Annotated in this window: 23 protein-coding genes; 3 read left to right on the forward strand and 20 right to left on the reverse strand. The window is 38.7% G+C overall.

Annotated features, from left to right (window positions below):
* Positions 1 to 32 precede the first annotated feature (32 nt).
* The 7 genes from L2735_RS02090 to L2735_RS02120 form a co-directional block, all read right to left on the reverse strand.
* Positions 33 to 1,247: a pyridoxal phosphate-dependent aminotransferase gene (locus tag L2735_RS02090; RefSeq protein WP_248983124.1), complete on the reverse strand. Its 1,215-nt coding sequence runs from the start codon at positions 1,245 to 1,247 to the stop codon at positions 33 to 35.
* A gap of 310 nt (positions 1,248 to 1,557) precedes the next feature.
* Positions 1,558 to 2,118, reverse strand: coding sequence for an elongation factor P (gene efp / locus L2735_RS02095; protein WP_220754467.1), 561 nt, complete (start codon positions 2,116 to 2,118; stop codon positions 1,558 to 1,560).
* Positions 2,119 to 2,165: 47 nt separating this feature from the next.
* Positions 2,166 to 3,410 (reverse strand): elongation factor P maturation arginine rhamnosyltransferase EarP, encoded by a 1,245-nt coding sequence (earP, locus tag L2735_RS02100; protein WP_248983125.1) that lies wholly within the window; start codon positions 3,408 to 3,410, stop codon positions 2,166 to 2,168.
* 164 nt (positions 3,411 to 3,574) lie between these two features.
* Positions 3,575 to 4,102: a flavodoxin FldA gene (fldA, locus tag L2735_RS02105; RefSeq protein ID WP_248983126.1), complete on the reverse strand. Its 528-nt coding sequence runs from the start codon at positions 4,100 to 4,102 to the stop codon at positions 3,575 to 3,577.
* A gap of 49 nt (positions 4,103 to 4,151) precedes the next feature.
* A complete protein-coding gene (gene ybfE / locus L2735_RS02110; protein WP_055023987.1) occupies positions 4,152 to 4,424 on the reverse strand; it encodes a LexA regulated protein in 273 nt (90 codons plus the stop codon).
* Positions 4,425 to 4,432: 8 nt separating this feature from the next.
* Positions 4,433 to 4,654 (reverse strand): DUF2788 domain-containing protein, encoded by a 222-nt coding sequence (locus L2735_RS02115; RefSeq protein WP_102527253.1) that lies wholly within the window; start codon positions 4,652 to 4,654, stop codon positions 4,433 to 4,435.
* Positions 4,655 to 4,789: 135 nt separating this feature from the next.
* Positions 4,790 to 5,554, reverse strand: coding sequence for an alpha/beta fold hydrolase (locus tag L2735_RS02120; RefSeq protein WP_248983127.1), 765 nt, complete (start codon positions 5,552 to 5,554; stop codon positions 4,790 to 4,792).
* A gap of 343 nt (positions 5,555 to 5,897) precedes the next feature.
* Between L2735_RS02120 and seqA the strand changes: the two genes are divergently transcribed.
* A complete protein-coding gene (gene seqA, locus L2735_RS02125; RefSeq protein ID WP_248983128.1) occupies positions 5,898 to 6,509 on the forward strand; it encodes a replication initiation negative regulator SeqA in 612 nt (203 codons plus the stop codon).
* Positions 6,510 to 6,531: 22 nt separating this feature from the next.
* On the forward strand, positions 6,532 to 8,196 hold the full coding sequence (pgm, locus tag L2735_RS02130) for a phosphoglucomutase (alpha-D-glucose-1,6-bisphosphate-dependent) (RefSeq protein ID WP_248983129.1): 1,665 nt from the start codon (positions 6,532 to 6,534) through the stop codon (positions 8,194 to 8,196).
* A gap of 89 nt (positions 8,197 to 8,285) precedes the next feature.
* Here the strand turns inward: pgm and L2735_RS02135 are convergent, their stop codons facing one another.
* The 13 genes from L2735_RS02135 to L2735_RS02195 form a co-directional block, all read right to left on the reverse strand.
* On the reverse strand, positions 8,286 to 8,450 hold the full coding sequence (locus tag L2735_RS02135) for a hypothetical protein (RefSeq protein WP_248983130.1): 165 nt from the start codon (positions 8,448 to 8,450) through the stop codon (positions 8,286 to 8,288).
* Between the two features lie 159 nt (positions 8,451 to 8,609).
* Entirely contained in the window at positions 8,610 to 8,957 is a 348-nt protein-coding gene (gene hypA / locus L2735_RS02140) for a hydrogenase maturation nickel metallochaperone HypA (RefSeq protein WP_248983131.1), read from the reverse strand.
* Positions 8,957 to 9,970 carry a hydrogenase expression/formation protein HypE gene (hypE, locus tag L2735_RS02145; RefSeq protein ID WP_248983132.1) on the reverse strand — a complete coding sequence of 338 codons (1,014 nt, stop codon included), beginning with the start codon at positions 9,968 to 9,970 and terminating at the stop codon, positions 8,957 to 8,959. Before hypE ends, hypA begins: the two co-directional genes overlap by 1 nt.
* Complete coding sequence (gene hypD / locus L2735_RS02150; RefSeq protein ID WP_248983133.1) at positions 9,951 to 11,087, reverse strand: hydrogenase formation protein HypD; 1,137 nt, start codon at positions 11,085 to 11,087, stop codon at positions 9,951 to 9,953. The genes hypE and hypD overlap by 20 nt, the downstream gene beginning before the upstream one ends.
* Complete coding sequence (locus L2735_RS02155) at positions 11,084 to 11,326, reverse strand: HypC/HybG/HupF family hydrogenase formation chaperone (RefSeq protein WP_248983134.1); 243 nt, start codon at positions 11,324 to 11,326, stop codon at positions 11,084 to 11,086. Before L2735_RS02155 ends, hypD begins: the two co-directional genes overlap by 4 nt.
* A 1-nt stretch (position 11,327) precedes the next feature.
* Entirely contained in the window at positions 11,328 to 12,044 is a 717-nt protein-coding gene (gene hypB, locus L2735_RS02160) for a hydrogenase nickel incorporation protein HypB (RefSeq protein WP_248983135.1), read from the reverse strand.
* A 105-nt stretch (positions 12,045 to 12,149) separates the two neighbouring features.
* Positions 12,150 to 14,630 (reverse strand): carbamoyltransferase HypF, encoded by a 2,481-nt coding sequence (gene hypF, locus L2735_RS02165; RefSeq protein WP_248983136.1) that lies wholly within the window; start codon positions 14,628 to 14,630, stop codon positions 12,150 to 12,152.
* Between the two features lie 9 nt (positions 14,631 to 14,639).
* Positions 14,640 to 16,565: a Kae1-like domain-containing protein gene (locus L2735_RS02170; RefSeq protein WP_248983137.1), complete on the reverse strand. Its 1,926-nt coding sequence runs from the start codon at positions 16,563 to 16,565 to the stop codon at positions 14,640 to 14,642.
* Positions 16,558 to 17,112, reverse strand: a complete 555-nt coding sequence (locus tag L2735_RS02175; RefSeq protein WP_248983138.1) for a HyaD/HybD family hydrogenase maturation endopeptidase — start codon at positions 17,110 to 17,112, stop codon at positions 16,558 to 16,560. The genes L2735_RS02170 and L2735_RS02175 overlap by 8 nt, the downstream gene beginning before the upstream one ends.
* 3 nt (positions 17,113 to 17,115) lie before the next feature.
* Positions 17,116 to 17,784: a Ni/Fe-hydrogenase, b-type cytochrome subunit gene (cybH, locus tag L2735_RS02180; protein ID WP_248983139.1), complete on the reverse strand. Its 669-nt coding sequence runs from the start codon at positions 17,782 to 17,784 to the stop codon at positions 17,116 to 17,118.
* Positions 17,785 to 17,813: 29 nt separating this feature from the next.
* Positions 17,814 to 19,517, reverse strand: a complete 1,704-nt coding sequence (hyaB, locus tag L2735_RS02185) for a nickel-dependent hydrogenase large subunit (RefSeq protein WP_248983140.1) — start codon at positions 19,515 to 19,517, stop codon at positions 17,814 to 17,816.
* 3 nt (positions 19,518 to 19,520) lie between these two features.
* Positions 19,521 to 20,657 (reverse strand): nickel-dependent hydrogenase small subunit, encoded by a 1,137-nt coding sequence (hyaA, locus tag L2735_RS02190; protein WP_248983141.1) that lies wholly within the window; start codon positions 20,655 to 20,657, stop codon positions 19,521 to 19,523.
* A 444-nt stretch (positions 20,658 to 21,101) separates the two neighbouring features.
* Complete coding sequence (locus tag L2735_RS02195) at positions 21,102 to 23,642, reverse strand: sialidase family protein (RefSeq protein WP_248983142.1); 2,541 nt, start codon at positions 23,640 to 23,642, stop codon at positions 21,102 to 21,104.
* Between the two features lie 645 nt (positions 23,643 to 24,287).
* On the opposite strand from L2735_RS02195, the gene L2735_RS02200 reads away from it, so the two are divergent.
* Positions 24,288 to 24,536 (forward strand): HP1242/YdcH family protein, encoded by a 249-nt coding sequence (locus L2735_RS02200; RefSeq protein WP_248983143.1) that lies wholly within the window; start codon positions 24,288 to 24,290, stop codon positions 24,534 to 24,536.
* Positions 24,537 to 24,560 lie beyond the last annotated feature (24 nt).

The raw sequence follows: 24,560 nt of genomic DNA on the forward strand, positions 1-24,560 counted from the left end.
ATTGCAGCGGTTACTGATAATTATCTTCTAAGTTACTGAGAATAGTCTTCTAAAAAATTACCAAAGTCGGTTAATGCTTTTGATAAATCTTCTTTATGAGGTAAAAATACCACTCGGACATGGTCAGGCTCAGGCCAGTTAAATGCAGTGCCTTGAACTAACAGTATTTTTTGAGATTTAAGTAAATCTAAAACTAAGCGCTCATCATCACGCAAATTAAACTTTTTCATGTCTAATTTAGGAAACGCATATAATGCGCCTTTAGGCTTTTTAACGCTAACACCTGGGATACTATTCAAAGCATCAAAACATACGTCACGTTGAGCGGTCAAACGACCATTTGGCAGGATTAATTCATTAATACTCTGATAGCCACCTAATGCTGTCTGAATAGCATGTTGATTAGGTACGTTTGAGCATAAACGCATTGAGGCCAGCATGTCTAAACCTTCAATGTAGTTTGCCGCAGATTTTAAATTACCACTAAGCACCATCCAGCCGACACGGAAACCCGCAGCGCGATACGCTTTTGATAAACCATTAAAGGTGACTGTTAGAATATCGTCAGATAACGACGCTGCATGGGTGTGTACAGCATCATCGTATAAAATCTTATCGTATATCTCATCGGCAAATAAAATGATGTCGTGTTGACGACAAAGTTCAATCACATCTAACAGTAATTCTTTACTGTAAACCGCACCGGTCGGATTATTAGGGTTAATAATCACTATGCCTCGAGTACGAGGTGTAATTTTACTTTTTATATCTTCTAAATCTGGAAACCAGTCTGATTCTTCATCGCAGCGGTAATGTACAGCTTTACCACCAGCTAGGTTAGCAGCAGCAGTCCATAAAGGATAATCAGGTGATGGGATCAATACTTCATCATCCGTATTCAATAAACCTTGTAGCGCCATGCAAATTAGCTCTGAAGCACCATTTCCAATATAGACATCTTCAATATCGATACCGTGAATACCTTGCGCCTGATAATGCTGCACAATGGCTTTACGGGCAGAGAATAACCCTTTAGATTCGCAATATCCTTGTGCGCTTGGCAAGTTTAGGATGACATCACGTACAATTTCTTCAGGGGCTTCAAATCCAAATGGGGCAGGGTTACCGATATTGAGTTTTAAAATACGGTGGCCTTCATCTTCAAGACGACGTGCTTCTTTATGCACAGGTCCACGGATGTCATAGCACACACTATCGAGTTTATTGGATTTGATGATGGGACGCATACTTGCTTAACCTTACTAATACGACTTAAGTCTGCGAACAATAACGAATTTGTTGAGTAGATAAAAGGTTTATTTAGTAGATTTCATAGTTTATTTAGGGTTTTATTCTGCTAGCGGGTTCGGGACTGCCTTGAATTGGTTTTAAACTTCGATGAGTGGCCTTCAATTAGTTTAAAACGCTTTTAAGGTGAGAGTTTGAAGTACAAGTCTCTGTTATTGATTAATTATGTTTAAGCAATTAAAAAACATAAAAAAGCCAGCAATAGCTGGCTTTTTGTCTTTTTCGCTATAGCGATAAAAAGTCGGTTGATTAAACGCGCTTTTTGAATTCGTTTGTACGAGTATCGATTTCGATTTTGTCGCCAATTTTAACGAATTCAGCAACAGTAACAGTACCGCCACCAGTAATGGTTGCAGGCTTCATTACTTTACCTGAAGTATCACCACGAGCAGCTGGCTCAGTGTAGGTTACTTCACGTACGATAGTGACAGGCAGTTCAACAGAAATCGCTTTACCTTCATAGAAAGTAACTGAACATTCTTCTTCCATACCGTCAACAATATAAGCACCAGCATCACCTAAGTTGTCAGCTTCAACATCGTATTGGTTGTACTCTGCATCCATGAATACATACATAGGATCAGCATAGTAAGAATAAGTACATGCAAGACGTTCTAGGATGATATCTTCCATTTTGTCTTCACCTTTAAAGGTGGTTTCAGTGGTAGAATCTTGAAGAACGTTTTTAAGCTTCATCTTAACGATTGCAGCGTTACGGCCAGAGCGAGTTGTTTCAGTTTTCTGAACAACCCACGGGCTGCCATCTAACATGATCACGTTACCAGGACGGAGTTCATGAGCAGTTTTCATTACTTTATTCCTATATTTTAGGTATTAATTTTTAATTGCGCAGTATCTTAGCTGGTTTTCACAAATTCAACCAGTCGAGAAGCAAGATCTGCATCCTTTTTAGCATCAATCGGCCAATGTTTAGCATGTTGCTGTAACGCCGATTGAGCACAAATGAGTTGTTGCCAATGTTCTACGACATTGGATTCTTGTTGATTGAAAGCAAAATTGGTTTTAGACCAAGCATTTGCAGCATCATCTTCAAGGTTTAAGCAGTAGATATTAACAAAAGCCTGTAATTTTACTAGATGATAATCATCTTCTTGCGGGTATATGTGCCAAATAAACGGTTTTGCGGCCCATTGTGCGCGCAAAAATGAGTCTTCTCCGCGAACGATATTAAAATCACAACTCCAGAGTAGTCGATCAAACTGGGTTTGAGCTGTCATGGGGAGAATATGAATAGTTAAATTACCGACAGTAAACTGTTGCCCAGCTTTAATCTTATTAAGTGGTGTGCTGATGAGGCTTTCAATACTGGCTAAGCTTTTACCTAATGGTATCAAGGCATGAATGGCTGTTTGTTCAGAGTTATTTTGAACTTCAATATTCGCCCAGTAGTTACACAAAGCGGTTAAGGCAAGCGTCTCATAGCTGAATACACTAATGACAATGTCATTTGCTTCTATACCGATTAAGCCTAATTTTTTAAATAAAGCTAATTTGTTGCTAGGAGATGATTGCCATTTATCTCGTTGATTAAACAAATCAGACTCACAAATTAACCCACCACTTTTAGATGTAAAACCCGGGAAATAAAAATGCTTATTAATGCCGCTTGCTTGCATAGACGGTAAACCATGACAACCATCGACCCAATCTTCAGCAGATAGATACTCTAGATTTAGCCATACAGGCGGTTTACTGGCGGTGTTTATCGATTGTTCAAAATTTGTTTTACTTTCTTGATGTAATTCATCAATAGTCGATAAAACCTGTGATGGCAATTCACAGGCAAAAGCCTCTATTAAAACACTTCCTGGCCTATAAGGGATATCTAATGGTTTATTCCATTTAAAAATATTCACACCAAAAAATTGCTGCTGAGATAATGTTTTATCGAGTTCAGGCAGTATATGTGAAAAACTATTTAGGTCATCAACCCATAAATTAATTTCAATTTGATATTCTGCTGCTAATTGTTTTGCAAGGCGCCACGTTACGCCAATATCACCATAGTTATCGACAACGACACAGAATATATCCCAGTGTGGTGACTTATATGAGCTAGCTGCTGGTGTTTCATTGGTCATGTAGACTTGCCTTAAACAATTTGCTTTTCAAAATATAGTTACTGGATAAGCTGTAAAGTATTAATTAATCTTTATTCAAATCTCAGGTTCAAAAAAAGCGGCTTTAGCCGCTTTTTTATTGTTTAGTGATGATCTAACAAGTCGCTTATCACTAAAGAAATTGATTAGTCTTCTAATTCAGCTAAGCACATTTCTTCGTAAATCTGTTTAACCCAAGCGTCTACGCGCTCTTCTGTTAGTTCTGGTTGACGATCTTCATCGATACCTAGGCCAATAAAGTGCTTATCATCGACAAGGCCTTTAGAAGCTTCGAAGTCGTAACCTTCAGTTGGCCAATGACCAATGATGATACCACCACGTTCAGAAACAATGTCACCTACCATGCCCATAGCATCAAGGAAGTATTCAGCATAATCTTCCTGATCACCACAACCAAAAATTGCCACTAACTTGTCAGTGAAGTCTACTTGCTCAAGTTCTGGGAAAAAGTCATCCCAATCACATTGCGCTTCACCGTAGTACCAAGTTGGGATACCGAATAGAATCAAATCGAATTCAGCGATTTGTTCCTTTGTGCTTTTGGCGATGTCTTTAACATCAACCATTTGCTTACCCAGTTTCTTCTGGATCATTTTGGCTACAGCCTCGGTATTACCAGTGTCACTACCGAAAAAAAGACCTACAGTTGCCATTGGCTATCCTTTAAATATCTAGTTCGCTTTGCGAATTATAAAATATGGTTCAGTTGTCGATTTGTTGTTGCAGGATTAATTCGATTAACTGGCTACGGCTGATGTTACTGGCCAATGCTTGTTCGTTCAAGGCGTCATACAAAACTTGTGACACCTTTAACTCTATTCGTTTTAATCCATTAGCGCGATCCCGTTGGATCTGATTACGCTTATTGATTTTTAGCTGTTGTTCCCGACTTAAGGGATTGCTTCTTGGACGTCCACGACGTTTTTCAGAAGCAAACAGGTCAATCGTTGTTCTGTCTGTTGATTCTTTTGCCATCGTTTTGTTTAACCGATGCCTGAGCCTTCCCAGGTCATCTGAATAATACCTTTTGCTACAAACCCGGCACAGCCAAGGAATAATACTAACCAAACGATATATCGTCCAAACTTAGGCACTTTGCCTTGTTTGAGTACATCGTGAATCGCCATGCCGATAAAGAAAAAAATTAAAGCAAAAAACAAGTTTAGACCGAGAGTCTCAATTTGATCCATGTATTGATTCAACATGTTTTTACCTTCAGTTTTACTTTAAGGCTAAAAGAGGGCGGGAATATACCACAATGATGATACGTGGGCTATATCTGCCTAGTTCATTTTTTATAAATTTACTGAGTTGTTTACTTATGCCACATCTATCGAACGCTAACTTTGGTGTTTATCAATAAACTCTCCGACCAAGCGATTAAAAATTTCAGGTTTTTGTGCATGTAACCAATGACCTGTACCATTTATCGTTTTTGCGGTGACCTTAGGGAATTGTTTCATAATTGCATTTGTATGCTCAGCTAAAACATATTCTGATTCACCACCGCGGATAAAAAAGCACGGTTTGCTATACACAGCATCCGGCATTTCCCAACCAATGATGTGGGGGTAATTTTCAATCAATCCATCAAGGTTCATTTTCCATTCAAAACCATTATCGGCACGTTGTAAGTTCTTTAATAAAAACTGTGCAGTACCCAAATCAATGTCGGCGTTGATTAAGTGCTCTAGTGCAGCACTTCTTGATGTGAGTTCAGCCATTGGCATGCTGGTTAGGCCTGCGAACACCTTTTGATGGCGTGGACTGTAAGATACTGGAGCAATATCTGCGACAACTAAGCTTGTTACCATCTCTGGGTGTAATAAAGCTAACGCCATAGCGACTTTTCCTCCCATAGAATGACCGACAAAGTGAGCTTCAGACAGATTTAACTCTTCCAATAAGTTCACACACTCTTTTGCAAGGCTTGGGTAATCCATAAATTCCCAGTGTTCACTTTTGCCGTGATTAGGTAAGTCGACTCGAATGACTTGGTAATTTTCTTCTAGAGTACTAGCAAGATTTTTAAGATTATCTAAATTACCAAATAGCCCGTGTATCAAGATGACTGGTTGGCCTTCGCCAGAGGAAACATAATGCATGAGGCTTTTATCCGTTATCACAATCAATGAGGCGGTGATTTTGCCTGTAAAATACACCAAATTTCAAGTGGCGAAATTAATTAAGCCAAGATCATATGTTCATTAAACAATCCACCAGCTCATTGTTTTATTGAAATTGACTAAATTTGAAAGATTTAGTGACTTTTGCCCTTTAACTATTGCGACAGATGGGTAGACTGTTAATAATAATTCGATCGATCATACTCGATCTTTTGACTGCCACTATATAGAACAATGATTCAGCACATTTGCGATTGTTGTATAAATCGAATAATAAGTACTTGGCGGTTTACCTTTTAAAGACCAAAGGATATTGACTAATATGAAATATATTGAGGTTGACGAAGAACTTTATCGTCATATTGCAAGTAAAACGGAACGTATTGGCGAAAGTGCATCAGATATTTTACGTCGATTACTAGATCTTTCTGTTGAAACTACCGAACCTGCTGAACCTCTTGCTATTAGTCATCCAAGTTTAGAATCGACTCAAGAAGCTGTTAATACTGTTGCAATAGAAGAAATACATGACGTTGAAGTGACTAGTAGCGAGCCAGTAGAAGCTGTAGAACAAGAAACGATACCTGTTGCAACTAATATCAACTTCAATGACGTTGTACATGAGCATATGTTGTCACAACAAAAAGGTGCTGTAGGGCGCTTTATGTTCTTACTAGAATCTTTATCAAAGCTGACCCCTGCGACTTTTGAACAAATACTAAAGATTCAAGGCCGTGGGCGTTTGTATTTTGCACGCTCAAAAGCTGAACTTTTGTCAGCAAGCCAATCTGCTAATCCAAAGGAAATTGGAGACAGTGGTTATTGGGTAACAACCAACAATAATACCGCTAAAAAACGCACCATTTTATCGGAAGTGTTATTGCAATTAGGTTGTAATGAAGAGCAGGCAAAATCGATTGCACAAAGAATTTAAAATCTAAGAAGGGAGACTCGGGGTGGCGATTCACAATAGAGCAGGGAAAGTCGCGTTACAAACAGACTTGATCAACTTACCAAAGTTGATGAGTCATTATTATCGCATAACACCCAATGTCGAGGATGTGCAACAAAAGGTCACTTTTGGTACATCTGGGCATCGTGGTAGTTCGTTAAAAGCCAGTTTTAATCAAAATCATATTTGGGCGATAACGCAGGCTGTAGTTGATTACCGTCAACAAGCTGGCATCAAAGGACCTATGATTGTTGGTTTTGATACTCATGCATTGTCTTATGCTGCGTACATGTCAGTGCTTGAAGTGTTAACGGCAAACCAAGTTGCGGTTAAAGTTCAGCAAGATGATGGATTCACTCCAACGCCAGTAGTGTCTCAAGCCATTATTGCAGCAAATGTTGCTGCAAGTGATTCCGCCGCTCAAAATGGTGTTGAATTAACTGACGGCTTAATCATTACTCCCTCTCACAATCCTCCACAAGATGGGGGTATTAAATATAATCCACCTCATGGCGGACCTGCTGAAGCTGAGATTACTAAATTAATCGAATCTAAAGCGAATGAGTATTTAGCACAACAATTATCAGGTGTTAAAAAGGTTAATTATGGTGTAGCACTTGAGTCTGGCTGGATTGATGAAGTCGATTTTATTGCACCATATGTTAATTCGCTTTCAAGTGTGATTGATATGCAAGCCATTGCTAAAGCTAACATTCGTATTGGCGTTGATCCTTTAGGTGGTTCAGGCATTTATTATTGGTCACACATTGCCAAACAATACGGTTTAGATATCACTCTAGTCAATGATAAAGTTGATCCTTCATTTGGGTTTATGACTTTAGATAAAGATGGAAAAATCCGTATGGATTGTTCCTCACCTTATGCCATGGCGGGTCTACTTGAACATAGTGAAAACTTTGATGTGTGTGTCGGTAACGATCCTGATTACGATAGACACGGCATAGTCTGTCCAGGTTTCGGTTTAATGAACCCTAATCATTATTTAGCCGTTGCTATCGATTATTTGCTGACTTACCGCAAAGATTGGTCAGCTGATTTAGCCATTGGTAAAACCTTGGTTTCTAGCGCTATTATTGACAGAATTTGCCAATCACATAACCGTCAATGTTTAGAAGTGCCAGTGGGCTTTAAATGGTTTGTTGATGGTTTAGCTAACAGTTCAATTGCATTCGGCGGCGAAGAGAGTGCAGGTGCTGCATTTCTAAATAGAGACGGCAGTACTTGGTGTACTGACAAAGATGGCTTCATCTTGGCATTACTCGCAGCTGAAATATTAGCGGTAACGGGTAAAACACCTGCTCAGCGCTATGTCGAATTAACCGAGCAATTTGGACAAAGTTTTTATACTCGTATCGATAGCCCGATTAGTTTGAAGAAGAAAGCTAAATTTGAAAAATTATCTTCAGATAGCTTTACTGATAAAACCTTAGCGGGTGAAACCATAACTGCTATTTTGTCACATGCACCGGGTAACAATGCCGCCATTGGCGGTATTAAAGTCACCACTGAAAACGGATGGTTTGCAGCACGTCCTTCAGGCACTGAGGCATTATTTAAAATCTACGCTGAAAGTTTTGTTAGTGAATCACATTTAAGTGACATTATCAGTCAAGCTCAGGTCATGATTGATGCCGCATTAAAAGCATAAGCTGACAATTTTTAAGTTCACTATTTAGCTATAAATTAAAGCCCTCATATGAGGGCTTTTTTATACAAGAAATTCAAGAAACCGTACAGTTACTTAGATTTTTTGTAGTAAATAAATGCGACTACGGCAACTAATGCAATGGCTGGTGCCAATTCATACATATGATGGAAAAGCCCAACACCACCGTGTCCTTCGTGTGCAAATGCGATCGTTGGCGCTGCGGCTAATACTAGTGCGGTTAGTTTTGCTTTCATGATTGTTTCCTTTTAACAAATAGGTTATTGATAAAATATTTAAACTTACAAATCGTAATCAATAATGGTCAACTACATTGATTCTCACTGTATTGATCTCAACTACTGATATAGACAGTTTCTTAATTTCTTCAGTTTCTTACTTTCGTTTTATCTAGTTTAACTAGCATTCATTTCTAACTGCATTAACATCATATCTTCACCGTCAATGACACGCGTATCATAGCTTTTACAGTGAGGACAAATGACATTTCTTTCAGTTAATTCAGTTTTGTGATGACATTGTCGGCATTCAATCACTAATGGCTGAAGTTGCATATTTAATTGAGCATCATGACAAACAGTATTTAGCTTGAACGTATCAAATGCATTTTGAAGTAAATGTGGTTCAACTCCGCTTAACACGCCCACTTTAATATCAACTCTGATTATTTCATTTGCGTTATTATCTTGCGCTAATTGCTCAATTTGCTCCATTAATGACATCACAATTGAATATTCGTGCATCAGCAGATCCTTGGCAGCAATTCACCCTGAGGTAAATCTAAGTAGCGACTACTTCCCCAAGGAGTATTTAACACCACCTTGCCGTTATGTTCATCAGTTACATAACCTATAACAGCAGCTTGATCGCATTGACAATATTGAGTCATTACTTCTAAAGCTTTATCTGCTGCACTTCGTGGCAGGGCAATGATAAAAGTCCCCTCGTTGGCAAGGTCAAATGGCTCAAAGCCATATAGCTCACATAAGCCTTGTACTTCAGATGAAACAGGGATGTTTTTTTCATCCACATCAATGCCAACATTAGATGCCGTTGCCCATTCATTTAACACTGCTGAAAGGCCGCCACGGGTTGCATCTCTCATAGCGTGGATATCGATATTAGCGGCAATTAGCTGCTCAACTATTGGCCATAATGTTGCACAATCACTGGTTAATTCAGACTCCAACGATAGACTGTCTCGAGCCATTAAAATTGCAGCGCCGTGTCTACCAATATCCCTTGAAACAATAATCACATCATCAGCCACTAAGTTATTAACTGAGATGTTTTGTTTAATGATTTTGCCTACACCTGAAGTATTGATAAAAATACCATCAGCGCAGCCTTTAGGAACGACTTTGGTGTCTCCGCAGACAATATGAGCACCACTGTATTGCATTTCTTCTGCCATGCTATTCACAATGGTTTGTAAGTCTTGAATTGCAAAGCCTTCTTCAATAATAAAGCTACAACTTAGATATTCTGGAATTGCGCCCATCATGGCTAAATCGTTGACGGTGCCTGCAATCGCTAATTTGCCAATATTACCACCGGCAAAAAACAAAGGATCCACCGTAAAGGAGTCAGTGGTAAAAGCCGTTGCGCCTGACAGTTGTAACTGAGCAGCATCTTCTTGAGACTCTAAAATAGGATTAGAAAACGCTTTGAAAAATAGGTCATTGATTAACGTATTCATCTCTTTGCCACCACCACCGTGGCTTAATTGAACTTGATCATTTTTTTGGATTGGCATGAGACACTCCTGCATAACGATAATAAGCGTTACAAGCACCTTCAGAACTCACCATACAACTGCCTAACGGATTATCTGGGGTGCAACCGCGGCCGAAAACCTTACAATCAGGTGGATTAGATAATCCGCGAAGTATATCGCCACATTGACATGCTTTATGATCGTCAATTTCTTCGGTGGGTAATTGAGTCTTAAAGATAACTTCCGCATCACGATGTTTAAATTCATCTTTAAGTCGTAATGCTGAATTAGGTATAGGACCCAAACCTCGCCATCTAAAACTATCTTTAACTGTTAAATATTGGTTTATTATCGCCTGCGCGGCCAGGTTACCATCTTCTGAAACTGCTCGACTATATTGAACATCAAGCTCAGCTTTATCTTCATGCTTTTGTTGCACAATGCGTAAAATCGACTCCATAACATCGACAGGTTCAAAACCAGAAACGACAATAGGGGTGTTGTATTGTTCAACAGCAGGTCGATATATTTTTGCGCCGCTTATCACGCTGACGTGCGCTGGACCTATAAACGCATTTACCTTACTTTGTGTATCTGCCATAACAGCATCTATTGCTGGTGGAACGAGTACATGATTGATATGAAATAACAAATTATCAATATGAAGCTTTTCTGCCTGATCGATTAACACGGCTGTCATAGGTGTTGATGTTTCAAAACCGATAGCAAAAAATATCACTGTTTTATCAGGGTTTTCCTGAGCAATAGTGATGGCGTCCATTGGGTCGTATAGTGGTCTAATATCCGCTCCTTGAGAGCGAAACTTAGCGAGATTACCTTTAGAGCCCGGCACTCTAATCATGTCGCCGAGCGTTAATAAAATGACATCAGGAAGTTGGGCTAAGGTAGCGGCGTGATCTATTCGCTCCTTTGGCATAATACACACAGGGCAACCTGGTCCATGAATAAACTTGATGTTAGATGGCAATAATTGATTAAGACCATATTTCATAATGGTATGGGTGTGCCCACCGCAAACTTCCATTATGTTAATATCAGCATCTATATCACTGGCAAGTTGATTGATACGATTAGATAAGGCTCTTATCGTATCAGGGTTTCTGAACTGCTGGTATAGATCAGCAAGTTTTATCATGCTTGCTCCTCAGCTTCGAGTTTCTCAATAATCTCTTTATATAGCTCTAAACTTAAGTTTGCTTCAACCTCATCAATTTTATTCATCACAAAACCAATGTGGATTAGGACGAAGTCACCAATGGCTAAAGGTTCTGTCATCAGGTGTGAGCTTACTCGGCGTTTAACCCCTAAGGTATCAACAGTGACGCTTGCATCATCATGTATTTCAGTAACTTGTGAAGGGACTGATAAACACATATTAAAACTCTCCTTGATACTTTTGTATCCAGTTAGCAACAGCTGTAATTGATTGTGCGTCTTTTACTGATACAGGGATAAGCGTGACGTCTGGATTGAGTTTTTCAAGTTGTTTGCGACATTCAACAAGTGAAAAATCAAAGTGTTCAGCTAAATCCATTTTGGTAATGAGCACAAGGTCAGCTCGGCGGAACATGACAGGGTACTTTTCTATTTTGTCGTCACCTTCGGGTACTGATAACAACACAATATTTTTATGGGTGCCAACATCATAACTAGCCGGGCAAACCAAATTACCAACATTTTCTACAAAACATACATCAATAGGTTTTAAGTCAATGTGGTGAAGTGCCTGATGAACCATAAAGGCATCTAAGTGACAGGCTGACCCCGTCTGTACCTGATAGGCTTCAATTCCTTTAGCTATTAATCTGTCAGCATCCCTTGAAGTTTCAAGATCGCCTTCGATCACTGCATATTTCTTAGGTAAATATTCATGTAAGTGTTCAAGTAAAGTTGTTTTTCCACTACCAGGGCTACTCATCAGATTGAAAGCGCGTACATTATTCGCTTCAAAATGTTCACGGTTATGTTGGGCTTCGTGATCATTTTTATCCAATATCTTATGAATGACTGACAGTGTTTTAGTGTCATTAAGTTGTGGATTAGAATGTAAATTTGAGTGATCGGTTAATGAACATCCGCAATCTTGGCACATTGTTATACTCCTTAAAAAACCACTTTAATCTGACTTTATCCAGTATTAACAGGGGTCTTAATTAATTCTTTGATTAACATCAGCAAAATTAAATTCTTAATAGAATTAATGCTGTGTTTGTGATCTGTTTAGTTGTTGGTACGCATACCAAATTTGGCCTAATGAAATACCTGCATCATTTATGGGAACCAATTTACTGGGTAACACCTTATCCGGTGTGTAACTTAAATGATGATTTAATTGCTGTAAGGTTATCTCATATAACAATTTATTTTGAAAAACACCGCCACATAAAATCAGTTTATGACTTGGATATTGTTCTGCCATATAGCAAACAACTTTGCTTAAACTTTCAATAAACTCTAAACACAGTTGGTTCGTCATACCTGGAATGTCGTTGCTATTTTTTGTGTTAACTAAGCGAGTGATTAACTGGTTGATGAGTTTTGAAGGTTCAAACATTTGAATATTGTTTGTTTTGGTATTGATGAGGGGGCTTATATTACCGGTTAAATTATCGGCAAGATCCTCATTTAAAATTAGTGACAGCTTATCAGTTGTGTAAGAATTACAGACTAGACTGTTGGCATAGTTTTGCTGATTTGAGTCAATAGCCATATTTGCGTGAGTGCTAATCAGCATCCCAGCTTGTGCTTCAAAATCATTCTCTATAATTAGGTTTAGAGCTACCGCAACAGCATCAAAAATACGTCCTACCGAGCGGCACTCAATACAAGCACTGTTATTAAGCCACATTTTGTGCAGATTATTGACTGTTAATTTATCCATTTGCTGAATGGCATTAATTGGCAATGTCATGATTTCATCGACAGTCATAGTTTCAAATAACAAGGCTAACAGAATACGTACAGGTTGCTTTATGGCTTGCTCACCGCCAATCAGTTTAAAGGCTTTAAAGTGCGATATAATTTCAAAAGTATACGCATCTGCTAACATACATTCGCTGCCCCATAATTGCTTATCATCTCCAAGCCCTGTGCCATCAAAGCTAAACGCTAACACTTGTTTCTGATAATCGTTGGCTGCGAGAACACTCAGTACGTGAGCATAGTGATGCTGAACATTTGCAAGAGGGATCTTTTGTTCGATTGCCTGTGTTGTAGCCCACTGTGATGAAGCATACTCTGGATGCTTATCAGCGATAATTTGTTCGGGGGTAAATTGATACAACCTGTGAAAAGTATTGAGTGTTTGCTCGAAATATTGGTTGGTTTCTAGATTATGTAAGTCTCCAATGTGTGGACTGACAAACGCACTTTCATTAAATGCGAAACACTGGGTATTCTTCTGTTGAGCGCCAACAGCTAATAGGTGATGTTGTAATTTATTGCTCAATGGAATGCTAAGTGGTGCATAACCTCTTGCGAGTCGAATGACTTGGATTTTATCGTCAATAACTTGCACCACACTGTCATCACAGGCATTAACGATTGGCCTATTATGATCAACAATCCCGTCTACCACTTTGCTAAGCTTTTGGTTGATTTCATTACCCACGGTAATGATAGGTAAGCCAGATATATTAGCACTGGTGGCCACAAGCGGTTTTTTAAAGGCTTCTACGAGTAGATGATGCAGCGGCGTATATGGCAAAAATATACCTAAAGTATCAATATTCGGCGCAAGTGCAGGACTTAGGTTAATCTCCATATCACTTCTTTTTTTCATTAGTGTAATAGGATTTTCTGCAGAGCTGAGGACTTGCCATTCTTTACGTGTCCCTTCAACCATTTGACGAGCATTACGTATATCCGTTGCCATAACTGCTAATGGTTTAGCTTTTCGGTGCTTTCGCTGACGAAGACGCTTAACTGCTGCATCATTAGTGGCATCACAAATGATATGAAATCCACCTAATCCTTTTATCGCAATAATTTTTCCATTATTGAGCTCACTGACAACTTTTCTGATTATTTGTGAGTTAGTGAGAGAACTATATTCTGTATTCTCCAGATTTGAATTAGTTGCACAATCGATATAGCTCAGTTGTGGTCCACACTTTGGGCAACTGACGGGCTGGGCGTGATATCGTCGGTTTAATGGATCCTTGTAAGCATACGCGCATTCATCACACATCACGAAGTCTGCCATTGATGTATTAATGCGATCGTATGGCAGATTCTTAATGATGCTATAACGAGGTCCACAATTGGTACAATTGGTAAAAGGGTACTGATAATGGCGGTTTTTAGGGTCGCGCATTTCAAGTAAACAGTCACCACAAACACTTTTGTCGGCTGAAATAGACACGACAGAATCAGCACTACGGGTGCTGGTTTCAATGACAAAATGTTGCAGTGAGCTATCTATAGCTTCTTCTTTAATTAGCAACTTATCGATACGTGCTAGAGGAGGCGGGTTAACTTTTAGTTGATGTACAACCTTATTGATATCAGTATTCAATCCTTGTAAATGAATACACACACCTTGTTGGTTGTTTAATATAGAACCCACAAGATTAGATTGAGTGGCAAGACGGTAAACAAACGGCCTAAATCCAACACCTTGGACAATGCCGTTAATATTTAGCCTGACTTGTTGGCGATAACTGTTATCAATTGCCATTAATCGCTCCTATCGGCGCCGTTTAGCAAGGTACATTCCACCAACAGCGATATTGGCACCTTCTAAATCCAGTTGACGATTTACAATTAATGGATAGTTTTTCCCAAGGCGTATACATAATCTGCTTGCCATGACTTCATAACTAAAATCGCTCCCAGCTAACACAACTGCATCGATCCCTTGTTCTTGCTCTAAATGATCTACCCAGTTACTTAAATAATCTGTTAGTGAGTCAAAAAAACCAAATGCTAAAATCGCAGGGTTAGCGCCCGCTAATTTAAAGCTCATTAAACTGGCGAGTGTTTTGCGCCAATTTATAGAACGTTTATGTAGGGCATTGTTATCTTCACTATTAATTGCACACAGTGGAAAATCGACTCTTGGGGCATTATTGCCATGATAACGTTGTGCTAATGCGTGGAATTTATCAGCTAACTCTGGGACAGTTGAAATTGCAGAATTAGGTCCATTTTTTCTGACTTCTTCATCTGGCAATACGATTAACGCCGCATATGCCATAAAGGTTTGTAAGCTGTCAGCTTGAGTACTTGCTGATAACGTAAAGTCAGCCAGTAATTTGAATACCTCAGGGTAAGCAACACAGTATTTGTTAAATATAGTGTTTTTATCAGATGCGACTAGTTCTTCAACTAATTGATTACCACTTTGTGGCAGTGTAGGCATTTGTAAAAATGAACCAATGTCGCCTTGCTGAGTTTGTGTGATGACACAACTTGATTGGCTTTTTGATAAATAAATACAAGCTAGTTTTTTAAGACTAGAAGAAGCTTCTATTGAACTCTTACTGCTAGTAACGCAACCGGTACTTAATAATCCAGCGTGTAATGCACAAGTTGCTGCATCTATACCCGGTAATGGTTTTTGTTGAATCAGACTGCTTGCTAAGGTTTCATCAGATTCAGTGACAGTACATGTTAAAGTATTTTTTTGCCAAGATGCATTATATAAACGATCATCTTGCAGATATCGGTTGTCATCGTGCTTTGGCATCGGCGCTTTAAAGAATATATCTGCGGTTGCTTGGTTTTGAACCCAAACATTATTAACCCAAGAAACACTGACGTTTTTTTGTGGTTTTTTGATATATAACCAATCAATTTGTTTACTTTTTAATAGTGCAGCTACACGAATGAGTAATCGGCTGTCAGCGAATGCCACATTGTAATAACTATCATTCAAATCTTGATTTAATACAGTGTGTTCATTTTCTAGCTTTATATTTGGTTGCAGCTTTAAAAATGGCTTTTCGAAGCTAGATAAAGCAAGTGCTTGCTGCTGATTTACAATAAATGATGATGAAATTACTTGTGGGTCGGTAATTAATACTTGTTGTAAATCACCATCACATAATGCTGAAGTTTGATTGGATACAATCGGATGTAAGCTTAAACTAACTTGGCTTGTTTGTTTACCTAGCCAAACTTCTTCACCTTGCAGTATTCTATCAACTACATCTGATATATCTTGTTGATTTAATCCAATTTCATATTGTTGAAGCTTGCGTTCACCAAAACACTGAGGGCAAGGTGTAGATATCTCAATGTCTTTATCTAAGTTAGAGATGAGAGGTTCACATTCACTGCAAAAGCCTTGATGTAAAGCTTGGTGTTGTAAACAGGTTTTAGTGCCTTTTCTTTGTTCGATTAAAATGACTTCTGCACTTTCAAGCCATATAGAATATAAGAATTTCGCCGCTATTTCGTCAGCTAAGGCACTAAGTTCAGTCTCAGAAGCTTCTACTTCAAGAAAGTAAGTGTGTACTGGCCTGAATTGGGCATGCTTAGCTTGTAGGTCATTATTAATGTGGTGACCAATGGTAAAATCGAAACGGTCATCTGCGAGATAAAGATTACATAGATCTGCGTACAGAGGAATATCGCGATGACAAAAAAAGTTAAAACTAATCTTAGGCATATTCTAAGTTTCCGCGTTTATATGAATCAGGGATAAGTGCGTTAATATCAACTTCAGCTTTTTGCTGATACGTAAATCCTTGCTCAGTAAGGTGCTTAAGTAATACTTTTTCCATCGTGGGAACCGCAGCTTGGATAGACGGCGTAAGTCCCAACGTCATAGGTTCGATAACTGTTGGTGTAACACCCACAACATGGGTATTAGGTCTATCGCCAACCATTTCCATCATGATAAGGGTTTGCAGCATCTCAACTTCATGAGCGCTTCCTTGCCAATCAATTTCAGGTGGTGCTTGATCAAAGTTAAATGAATATACTTCACCAGGACCGACTCCGGGACTGTTGACTGTATCCACAACAATTAAGTTATCATATTTACATAGAATAGGGATTAACCCTTGTGCAAGTGTGCCACCGTCCAGTAAGTCAATTTTGTCTGTAGGGTGGTTAAATTGATATTTTTCTTGGATATAATTAACGAAATGTACGCCGATACCTTCATCGGCGTACAGTACGTTACCTATCCCAATAAGTAGGGTAGTAGACAAGTGTTAATGATCCTTGTGGTAGTCATAACCTGAGACGATTGAGTCAACAGAATTATGTTTAAAGCGTATACCAGACCATACGGCCATATAAACATGGATTACCATAAATATGATAAATGCCCATGTCATAATGTGATGCCAAACTCTAACTTCTGCCAGTCCTCCCATTAGAGCCGTAAACCAAGCCGATACATCCCAAATAAGACCACCAAATCCTTCGTGGTAAACATTGGCATATAGCACTAAGCCAGTAATACACATAAATAAGGCGGCAAATGAAATCCCGACATAAGTGACAAACTGTAGTGGTCCATATATGCCAGCTTTATCTAAATTTCCCATCCAAATGTAAGACTTAATTTGGACTATCCAGCTTTTCACACTAAGTACATCTTTTATAGAGCGTCTTTCATTCGCACTATTGCGACTAAAGAAAAACAAATAAAATCGAATGATGGTGATGGCGGTTAAGGCAAAGCCAAAAATAATGTGGGCAAATCGGATCCATCCCTGAACTAATACATCAGATGATTCCGGCGCCACTAAAAATGGCCAAGAAAGATAAAATCCTGTTGCAATCAATACCACAATCGATAGTGCCCTCAACCAATGAAAAATCCGGATGGCGGGCGAGAAAATTAATTCTCTATGATGGGTAGCTACCTGAGTCATAATCAATTCCTCTTAGATATTCAATCCGATTAAACCCCGTTAGGGTCAATGCGGAATTCACCTAAACTCGTCCCTTTATAGTCCATCACGTGTACAGCACAAGCCATACAAGGGTCGAAAGAGTGAATAACGCGTATCACTTCAAGGGGTTTACTTGGATCTTCAAGCTCTAAGCCGATTAAAGAAGCTTCGTAGGGGCCAACTTTTCCGTTTACATCAACAGGGCCAGCATTCCATGTTGTCGGTACAATGGCTTGGTAGTTTTCAACTTTACCGCCTTTGATCCTAATCCAATGACTTAACATACCACGAGGAGCTTCAATCATAGCGTGACCGACATAATCCTTACTTGAATCTATTTCAGGGGTAACATAAGTACTTTCATCAGATTGCATATTGGCTAACATGGCATCAAAGGTTTTTAAGCCTTCTTCAGCAACAATCACTGTTTGAAGCATACGAGCAGCGGTACGGCCGAGGGTTGTATATAAGGCTTCAATAGGTAAACCTGTAGCGCTTAAAAGGTCATTTACGGCTTCAACCACGACTTTATTGCCACGAGCATAACTCACTAATAATGATGCCAATGGACCAACTTCAATCGGTTCGCCTTTATATCGTGGAGATTTAACCCAAGAGTATTTGCCATCACCATCAACGGTTGGAAGTTTGCCATAAACAGTGTCACGTTCAACAAAACCTGTATAGTTTGGAATCGTTGTTCCTTCATAAGGGTGTTGTGGTTTTTCAGCGTCATACCATGCATGGGTGACATCTTCTTTAATGGAATCAGGATCAATATCGCTAACACCAGCAAGGTCACCATTCATGATAACGCCCTGATCAAACATGTACTGGCCGTCTGATAGTATAAAGTCATTGGTCGCCATGAAGTTTTTCACGTTAACGCCACCAAGAACACTAGGCTCGGTTCCATAAGCAGCCGCTGCCATAACGATATCAGCTTTATATGCGCGTAGAATGAAGTCTTGCACTACTGCATGCTTTTGTTTCCACTCTTGAAGTCGAGCGGGACTTAGCATGTCTCGTACAGAAGTAACACCGCCGACAACAAGTGATTGTGGGTGAGGGGATTTACCACCAAATATTGCCATCATTTCTGCAGCCACTCGTTGTACTTCGAGTGCTTTTAAGTAATGCGACAGCGCGATTAAGTTTTGCTCTGGGGTAAACTTATAAGTTCTATTGCCCCAATAAGCATTAGCAAAAGGGCCAAGTTTACCAGTATCCACTAATCCTTTAACACGCTCTTGCGCAGCCCGTAAGTCACCTTCACCTGCAGCAATTGGGTTGGCAGTATATTTAAGCGCTTCTTGAGCTGCTAGAGCAGGATCGGCACTTAATGCTGAAACCACATCTACCCAGTCTAAGCCATGTAAATGATAAAAATGCACAATATGGTCATGCATATGTAATGACGTTTGCATCAGTGAGCGAAGATATTTGGCATTAAGTGGAATTTTGACACCTAAGGCATTTTCAACAGCTTCAGTTCCGCAGCGATAATGGGAATAGGTACATACGCCGCAAATACGTTGCACCATTAAGCCGACATCCATAGGTGTGCGGCCTTTTAAAATAACCTCAATACCACGCCATAGAGTGGAAGATGACCAAGCTTTTTTGATGACATTATTTTCATCTACTTCAACTTCGACACGAAGATGGCCTTCAATTCGAGTAATAGGATCGATTACAACACGTTTGTTCATGGGTTATTCCTCTAAAGGCTTGGCAAAAAGACTTGCAACGGCATGAGCGCCAATGCCGACAACGGTAGCGCCAAGAAGAACTGCGCCTATGGTATCTGCAGTAGCATCAACCCCATGTAATAACTGTCTTCCTAATGGTTTTTCGAAATCTGCCATGTCATCCCAGAAATTAGGTTCAGAGCAACCGATACAGCCATGCCCCGCAAGCACTGGCCAACTAGTGTGATGATTAAATCGCTCGGTAGGACAATTGTTATATGTGTATGGTCCTTTACAGCCCACTTTATATAAACAGTAGCCATCTTTTGCGCCTTGATCGCCAAATGTCTCTACAAATTCACCGGCATCAAAACGTCCGCGTCGTTCACAGTTATCGTGCACGCGTGCGCCGTAAGCCCACTTAGGACGATTAAACATATCTAAAGCTGGGAGTTTGCCAAACATGATGAAGTACATCAGCGTGCCGACGATGTTCTTTTCACTTGGTGGACAGCCACCTAAATTAATTACTGGTTTGTTAATGACATCCTGAACACCTTTCGCACCCGTTGGATTAGGAGCAGCAGCTTGTACACCGCCGAATGCAGCACACGTACCTACAGAAATAATAGCAGCAGCGCCTTCAGCGGCTTCTTTAACGATGTGCATCCCTGTATGACCTTTACAGCCAACAGTTAAAAAAGCACCGTTATTGGCCGTTGGAATAGCCCCTTCGACAGCTAAGAGGTAGTTACCTTTATAGGCCTCCATCGCATGTTCAAGGTTTTCTTCAGCCTGCCAACCTGCTGCTGCCATTAAGGTTTCATGATATTCCAGTGATATGTGATCAAATATCAAGCTATCGAGATTAGGCGTATCGGTTCTGATAAGAGACTCTGAACAACCAGTACATTCAGCCATATGTAACCATATGAGAGGAACTCTATCTGCAAGTTCAGCGGCTTCAGAAACTAAGCTGGTAAAAGGGAGAGGAAGTGCAAGTAAAGCGGTGACTGACGCACTCCATGTCATGAATTCACGTCTTGTTATGCCGTTTTCTTTTAGTTTTTCGTCTAACGTAACGGTTTGGCGAGGCGCAGTTTCACGTAGTTCTGCTAATCGGTTTTTACACCGTTCATATAAAGCTGAATGTGTATCCATGAATTAACCTATTCCGTGTGGGAGGATTAAAATTTGTTAATCTAATATAAATGATTTCATAATTATCATATTGATTAAGATCAATATTAAAACACTCGATTTAATTTTTTTGTGAACAGTTGTTCTTAATATTACTTGAATCAGGTGTTGCTAATGCAGTGTTTGGTAAACCTTTTTAATTAAAGTTGTTAAGGAGCACTAGAGCAAATTTAGAAAAAATTTAATCCAGTATTTGTGATCATGGTTGCAAACGTGAGAAATCTGAAAGGTGCATATCAGCCTGGGGTACGCTTTAAATTCAAATTTGATTTTGTAGTAGTTCGTACTTTGTACTAGAACTTCTGATTACAATTAAACTATAAGACTCTCAGGACAAATTTAATCACAGATATAATGAAGTGATGACACATAGCTATCAGATTTTTATGAAAATAAATTTAACCATTAATTAACTGGCGTTTGAATCATCTTGATATTTTTTAATGCAAAGTTAGTATCCACCGTTGGGCTAGATACATTATTTAGCCATAGAATTTCGATAGTGTGCGTGCCTTTGGATACTTCAGGCAGCAGAAAGTTTACCTCTTTCCATTGGGTGTCAGATGCTTTAACGACTTGCTCTGATATAACCTCTCCATTAAGAACAATTTGCAATTCAAAACCAGGGTAGTTTAAAGGTAATTTTCGGTCACCAGGCTTATTTATAGCTTCAAAAAAAATTTTGATATTACTAACTGCTGATGTTGTTACTGTCCAGCCTATTTGAGCACCACTTTTCCATACAGAACGCGCTTGTTCACTTTCATAGTATTTCCAAGCCCAATGATCTTTCAAAATACTGAAATTGTTAATATTAACTCCTAAATCTATTTGTTCATTAAAAGGGGTTAAGTTAATTTTTTTCACGCCTTGAGAATAACCAATGATAAACAAATCATCTGAACAAGGAGATATCAACATATCTGCAGCGCCAACCCCTTGGTATTCAGGAATTAAAGACCAGTTTGTACCAGCATCGTCACTGATATAAATTGCACCAGTATTATTATTTACCCAATTAATTAGGCTAACGATGACTCTTCTTTCGTTTTTAGGATCTATTGTTAATGCATCTATAGCACCAATTACTTCAAAGTCCTTAACTAATTGCCACTCACTTATGGACGATTCTTTTTTGTAAATCGCTGCTCCATGACCTGCAGTTTCAGAGTTTGCTGTTCCTGCATAAACTACACCTGATTTACTCACGACTAAGTCATACACATATAATCTTTTTAAACCATCGTGTATCCAAGTCCTACCATCATCCACTGTAGTGTAAACGCCATTAGAAGCGGTTCCCCAATACAAGGTATTGGTCGTTTCATCTTGATCTAAACCATTATAAATACGTTTGCTGCCGGGTTTAGTGACTGATTTCTGCCAATTATATCCACCATTTGTAGATATAAATAATCCGTGACCATCAATTCCGAGATAAAGTTTATTGCTAATGTTTTTGTCTTTAATTAAGGCTCGGGCGTACCCTTTGTCCCATATAGGCCAGGAGGTTTCATAATAAGAAGGCAAGCCTTCACTTACTCTAGTCCATGTTTGACCGTTATCTTCACTTATTAAAATCTGATTTGCTTTAGAAGACCAAGCGCTGCTAGTTGCAATCAGCCTTTCAGAATCTACGACTATATTCCAAAAGTGACCAGCAACATCTTCATCGAAATAATCTTCAGTTGCCATTGGCAAGAGTGATATTGGTTTTTTATCTAGAGGGTAACGTATGACGCCAACGTCCATTGAAGCTGTAATCAAATCCCCATCATCAGTCAAAGCGATAGATGACCCTACAGTGTTTGAAGCACCATTTTTAAAATTTTCACTCCATGTATACCCAGAATCAGTAGACTGCCAAATACCCCAATATGTTGAAAAATAAAATGTGTCGTCATCAATAGAACTTATATCAACTGACATGACTTTATTAATGCTGTAGTCATTCCATGAACGGGTAGGGTTGCTGGTTGAGTAATCTAGATTACTTAGTTCTTGATACCATGTTTTACCAGAATCTTTACTTATCAATACCCCTGATTGCCAGTCTTGATACCAAGCGATAATAATACTAATTTCATTTTGGTTGTTTACTGCAGCAGAGATTCTGTGTGTCGAAATTTGCTCATTAAGTGTACTGTATTCTGAGATGTTCAAAGGCAACCAGTTTAAGCCATTATCTGTTGATAAAAGAACATCGTTAGTTCCGACTGAAAAGAGATGTTCTTTGCCATTAAAGAAAATAGAAGCTAAATCTAAAGCTGGGTTTGAGTCTTGTTTGCTTAACTTCCATTCAGAAGTAGAAGGGTCTTTTTGAAAAACATATCTGTTTGAGTTTGTACCTGCTATTAAGTAGTTGTCCTTTGTTAATAGTAGAGTTGAAATGGTGTTCTGATCAGGAACTATAGTTATTAATTCAGCTACTTCCTCGTGATAAAAGAAAATTTGACCTTTATTATCTCCAAAATAGAAATTCATCGCGTTTGCTTCATCAATAATGATATTACTGTAACTATCCCAACGTCTGAAACTCAAGCCTGTAGGAAGGTTTTCAACACTGTTCCACGTTTCGCCTCCATCTAAGGTTCTAGAAATACCTGTTTTAGTTGTTACATAACCTATTAACGGGTTTGAAACTGAATAAATTAATGTTGCAAGGCTTAAGTTGGCTAAACCAGTATTTTTACTTGCCCAGTTAGTATCATTTAAGCCTGACTTCCAAATACCCGACACATCAGAAATCAGATGCAACTCGTTATTATGACTTAGAATTTTAGGGTAGGCCCCACCACCAGACCAAGATAGTTGATGTTCACCGGTTCGACAAAGTGATTTGGTTTCTTCTGCCGAACAATGAGTTGTAACAAATGAAAGCAAGGACATTACAACAATCATAAAAGAACTGATGATTCTTCTAATTGTATGATTTGTATTGTCCATAATAATTTAGCTCCATTTTTACAAAAGGTTTAACAATAACAAGTTACTTAAGTATATAAAAAAAGGCATAAAATGAGGCCTACTTTTGGTTGATTTATTTACCTATTAACTGTTTACCACTTGTTCAGGTATGATTTGAGACAAACAATTTAAACAAGTCTGTGTGGTTGGGTCTCGATGTTTTATTTTGAACTTACATAATATTTATCGGTGCAGAGGATTCTTGCCTACTTAAGTAGTTTGTTGTCGATACAAAACTGCAATTTTGCATAACTAATTGAAATTCATAGTGACTTTGAATAATTTAAAATAATACAGTTCTGCTTTACTCACTCATCTTTGGGTGTATAGGTATTGGTCAGGTTTATTAATTCAATTTTTACAAGGGTTTGGATAATTGTAAGGCGTTTTTGACATCAATTACTCATGTTTTGCTTCTAAAGCGAATTTAAAGACTAAAAAACAAGCCTTACATTCAATTTTTATTCTGTGGTGTTGTTTTTATAAACTAAAATATAGCTTGATTTATAATCTAATTACTCTACATTTTACAGTGACTTTCTAGTTAACGGGCTGAATTTTAATGTCAAAATTTTACAACCATTTCTATCTTGAAACACTGATTAACAACGAAAAGAGGCTTTTATGTTAGGTGAGAATCACTCTCTTAGAAACGAATTTCCAGACCATATAGACACTATTGCTGAACTCATTAAAAGTAATGCTGATTTTGCCGCTGTGCTAAAGCAATATGACTTATTAGATCAACAGATCCGTGAGCTTGAATTAAAAGACTCGCCTATTTCTGATGAATCAATTCACGAGCTTAAACAGCAGCGAGTTGAAATGAAAGATAAGCTGTACCATAAAATCATGGCGACGGAGAATAGCTAAATTCGCGAAAGCTAAAAAATAAAA

Source organism: Shewanella olleyana, from assembly GCF_023283825.1.
GTDB lineage: Bacteria > Pseudomonadota > Gammaproteobacteria > Enterobacterales > Shewanellaceae > Shewanella > Shewanella olleyana.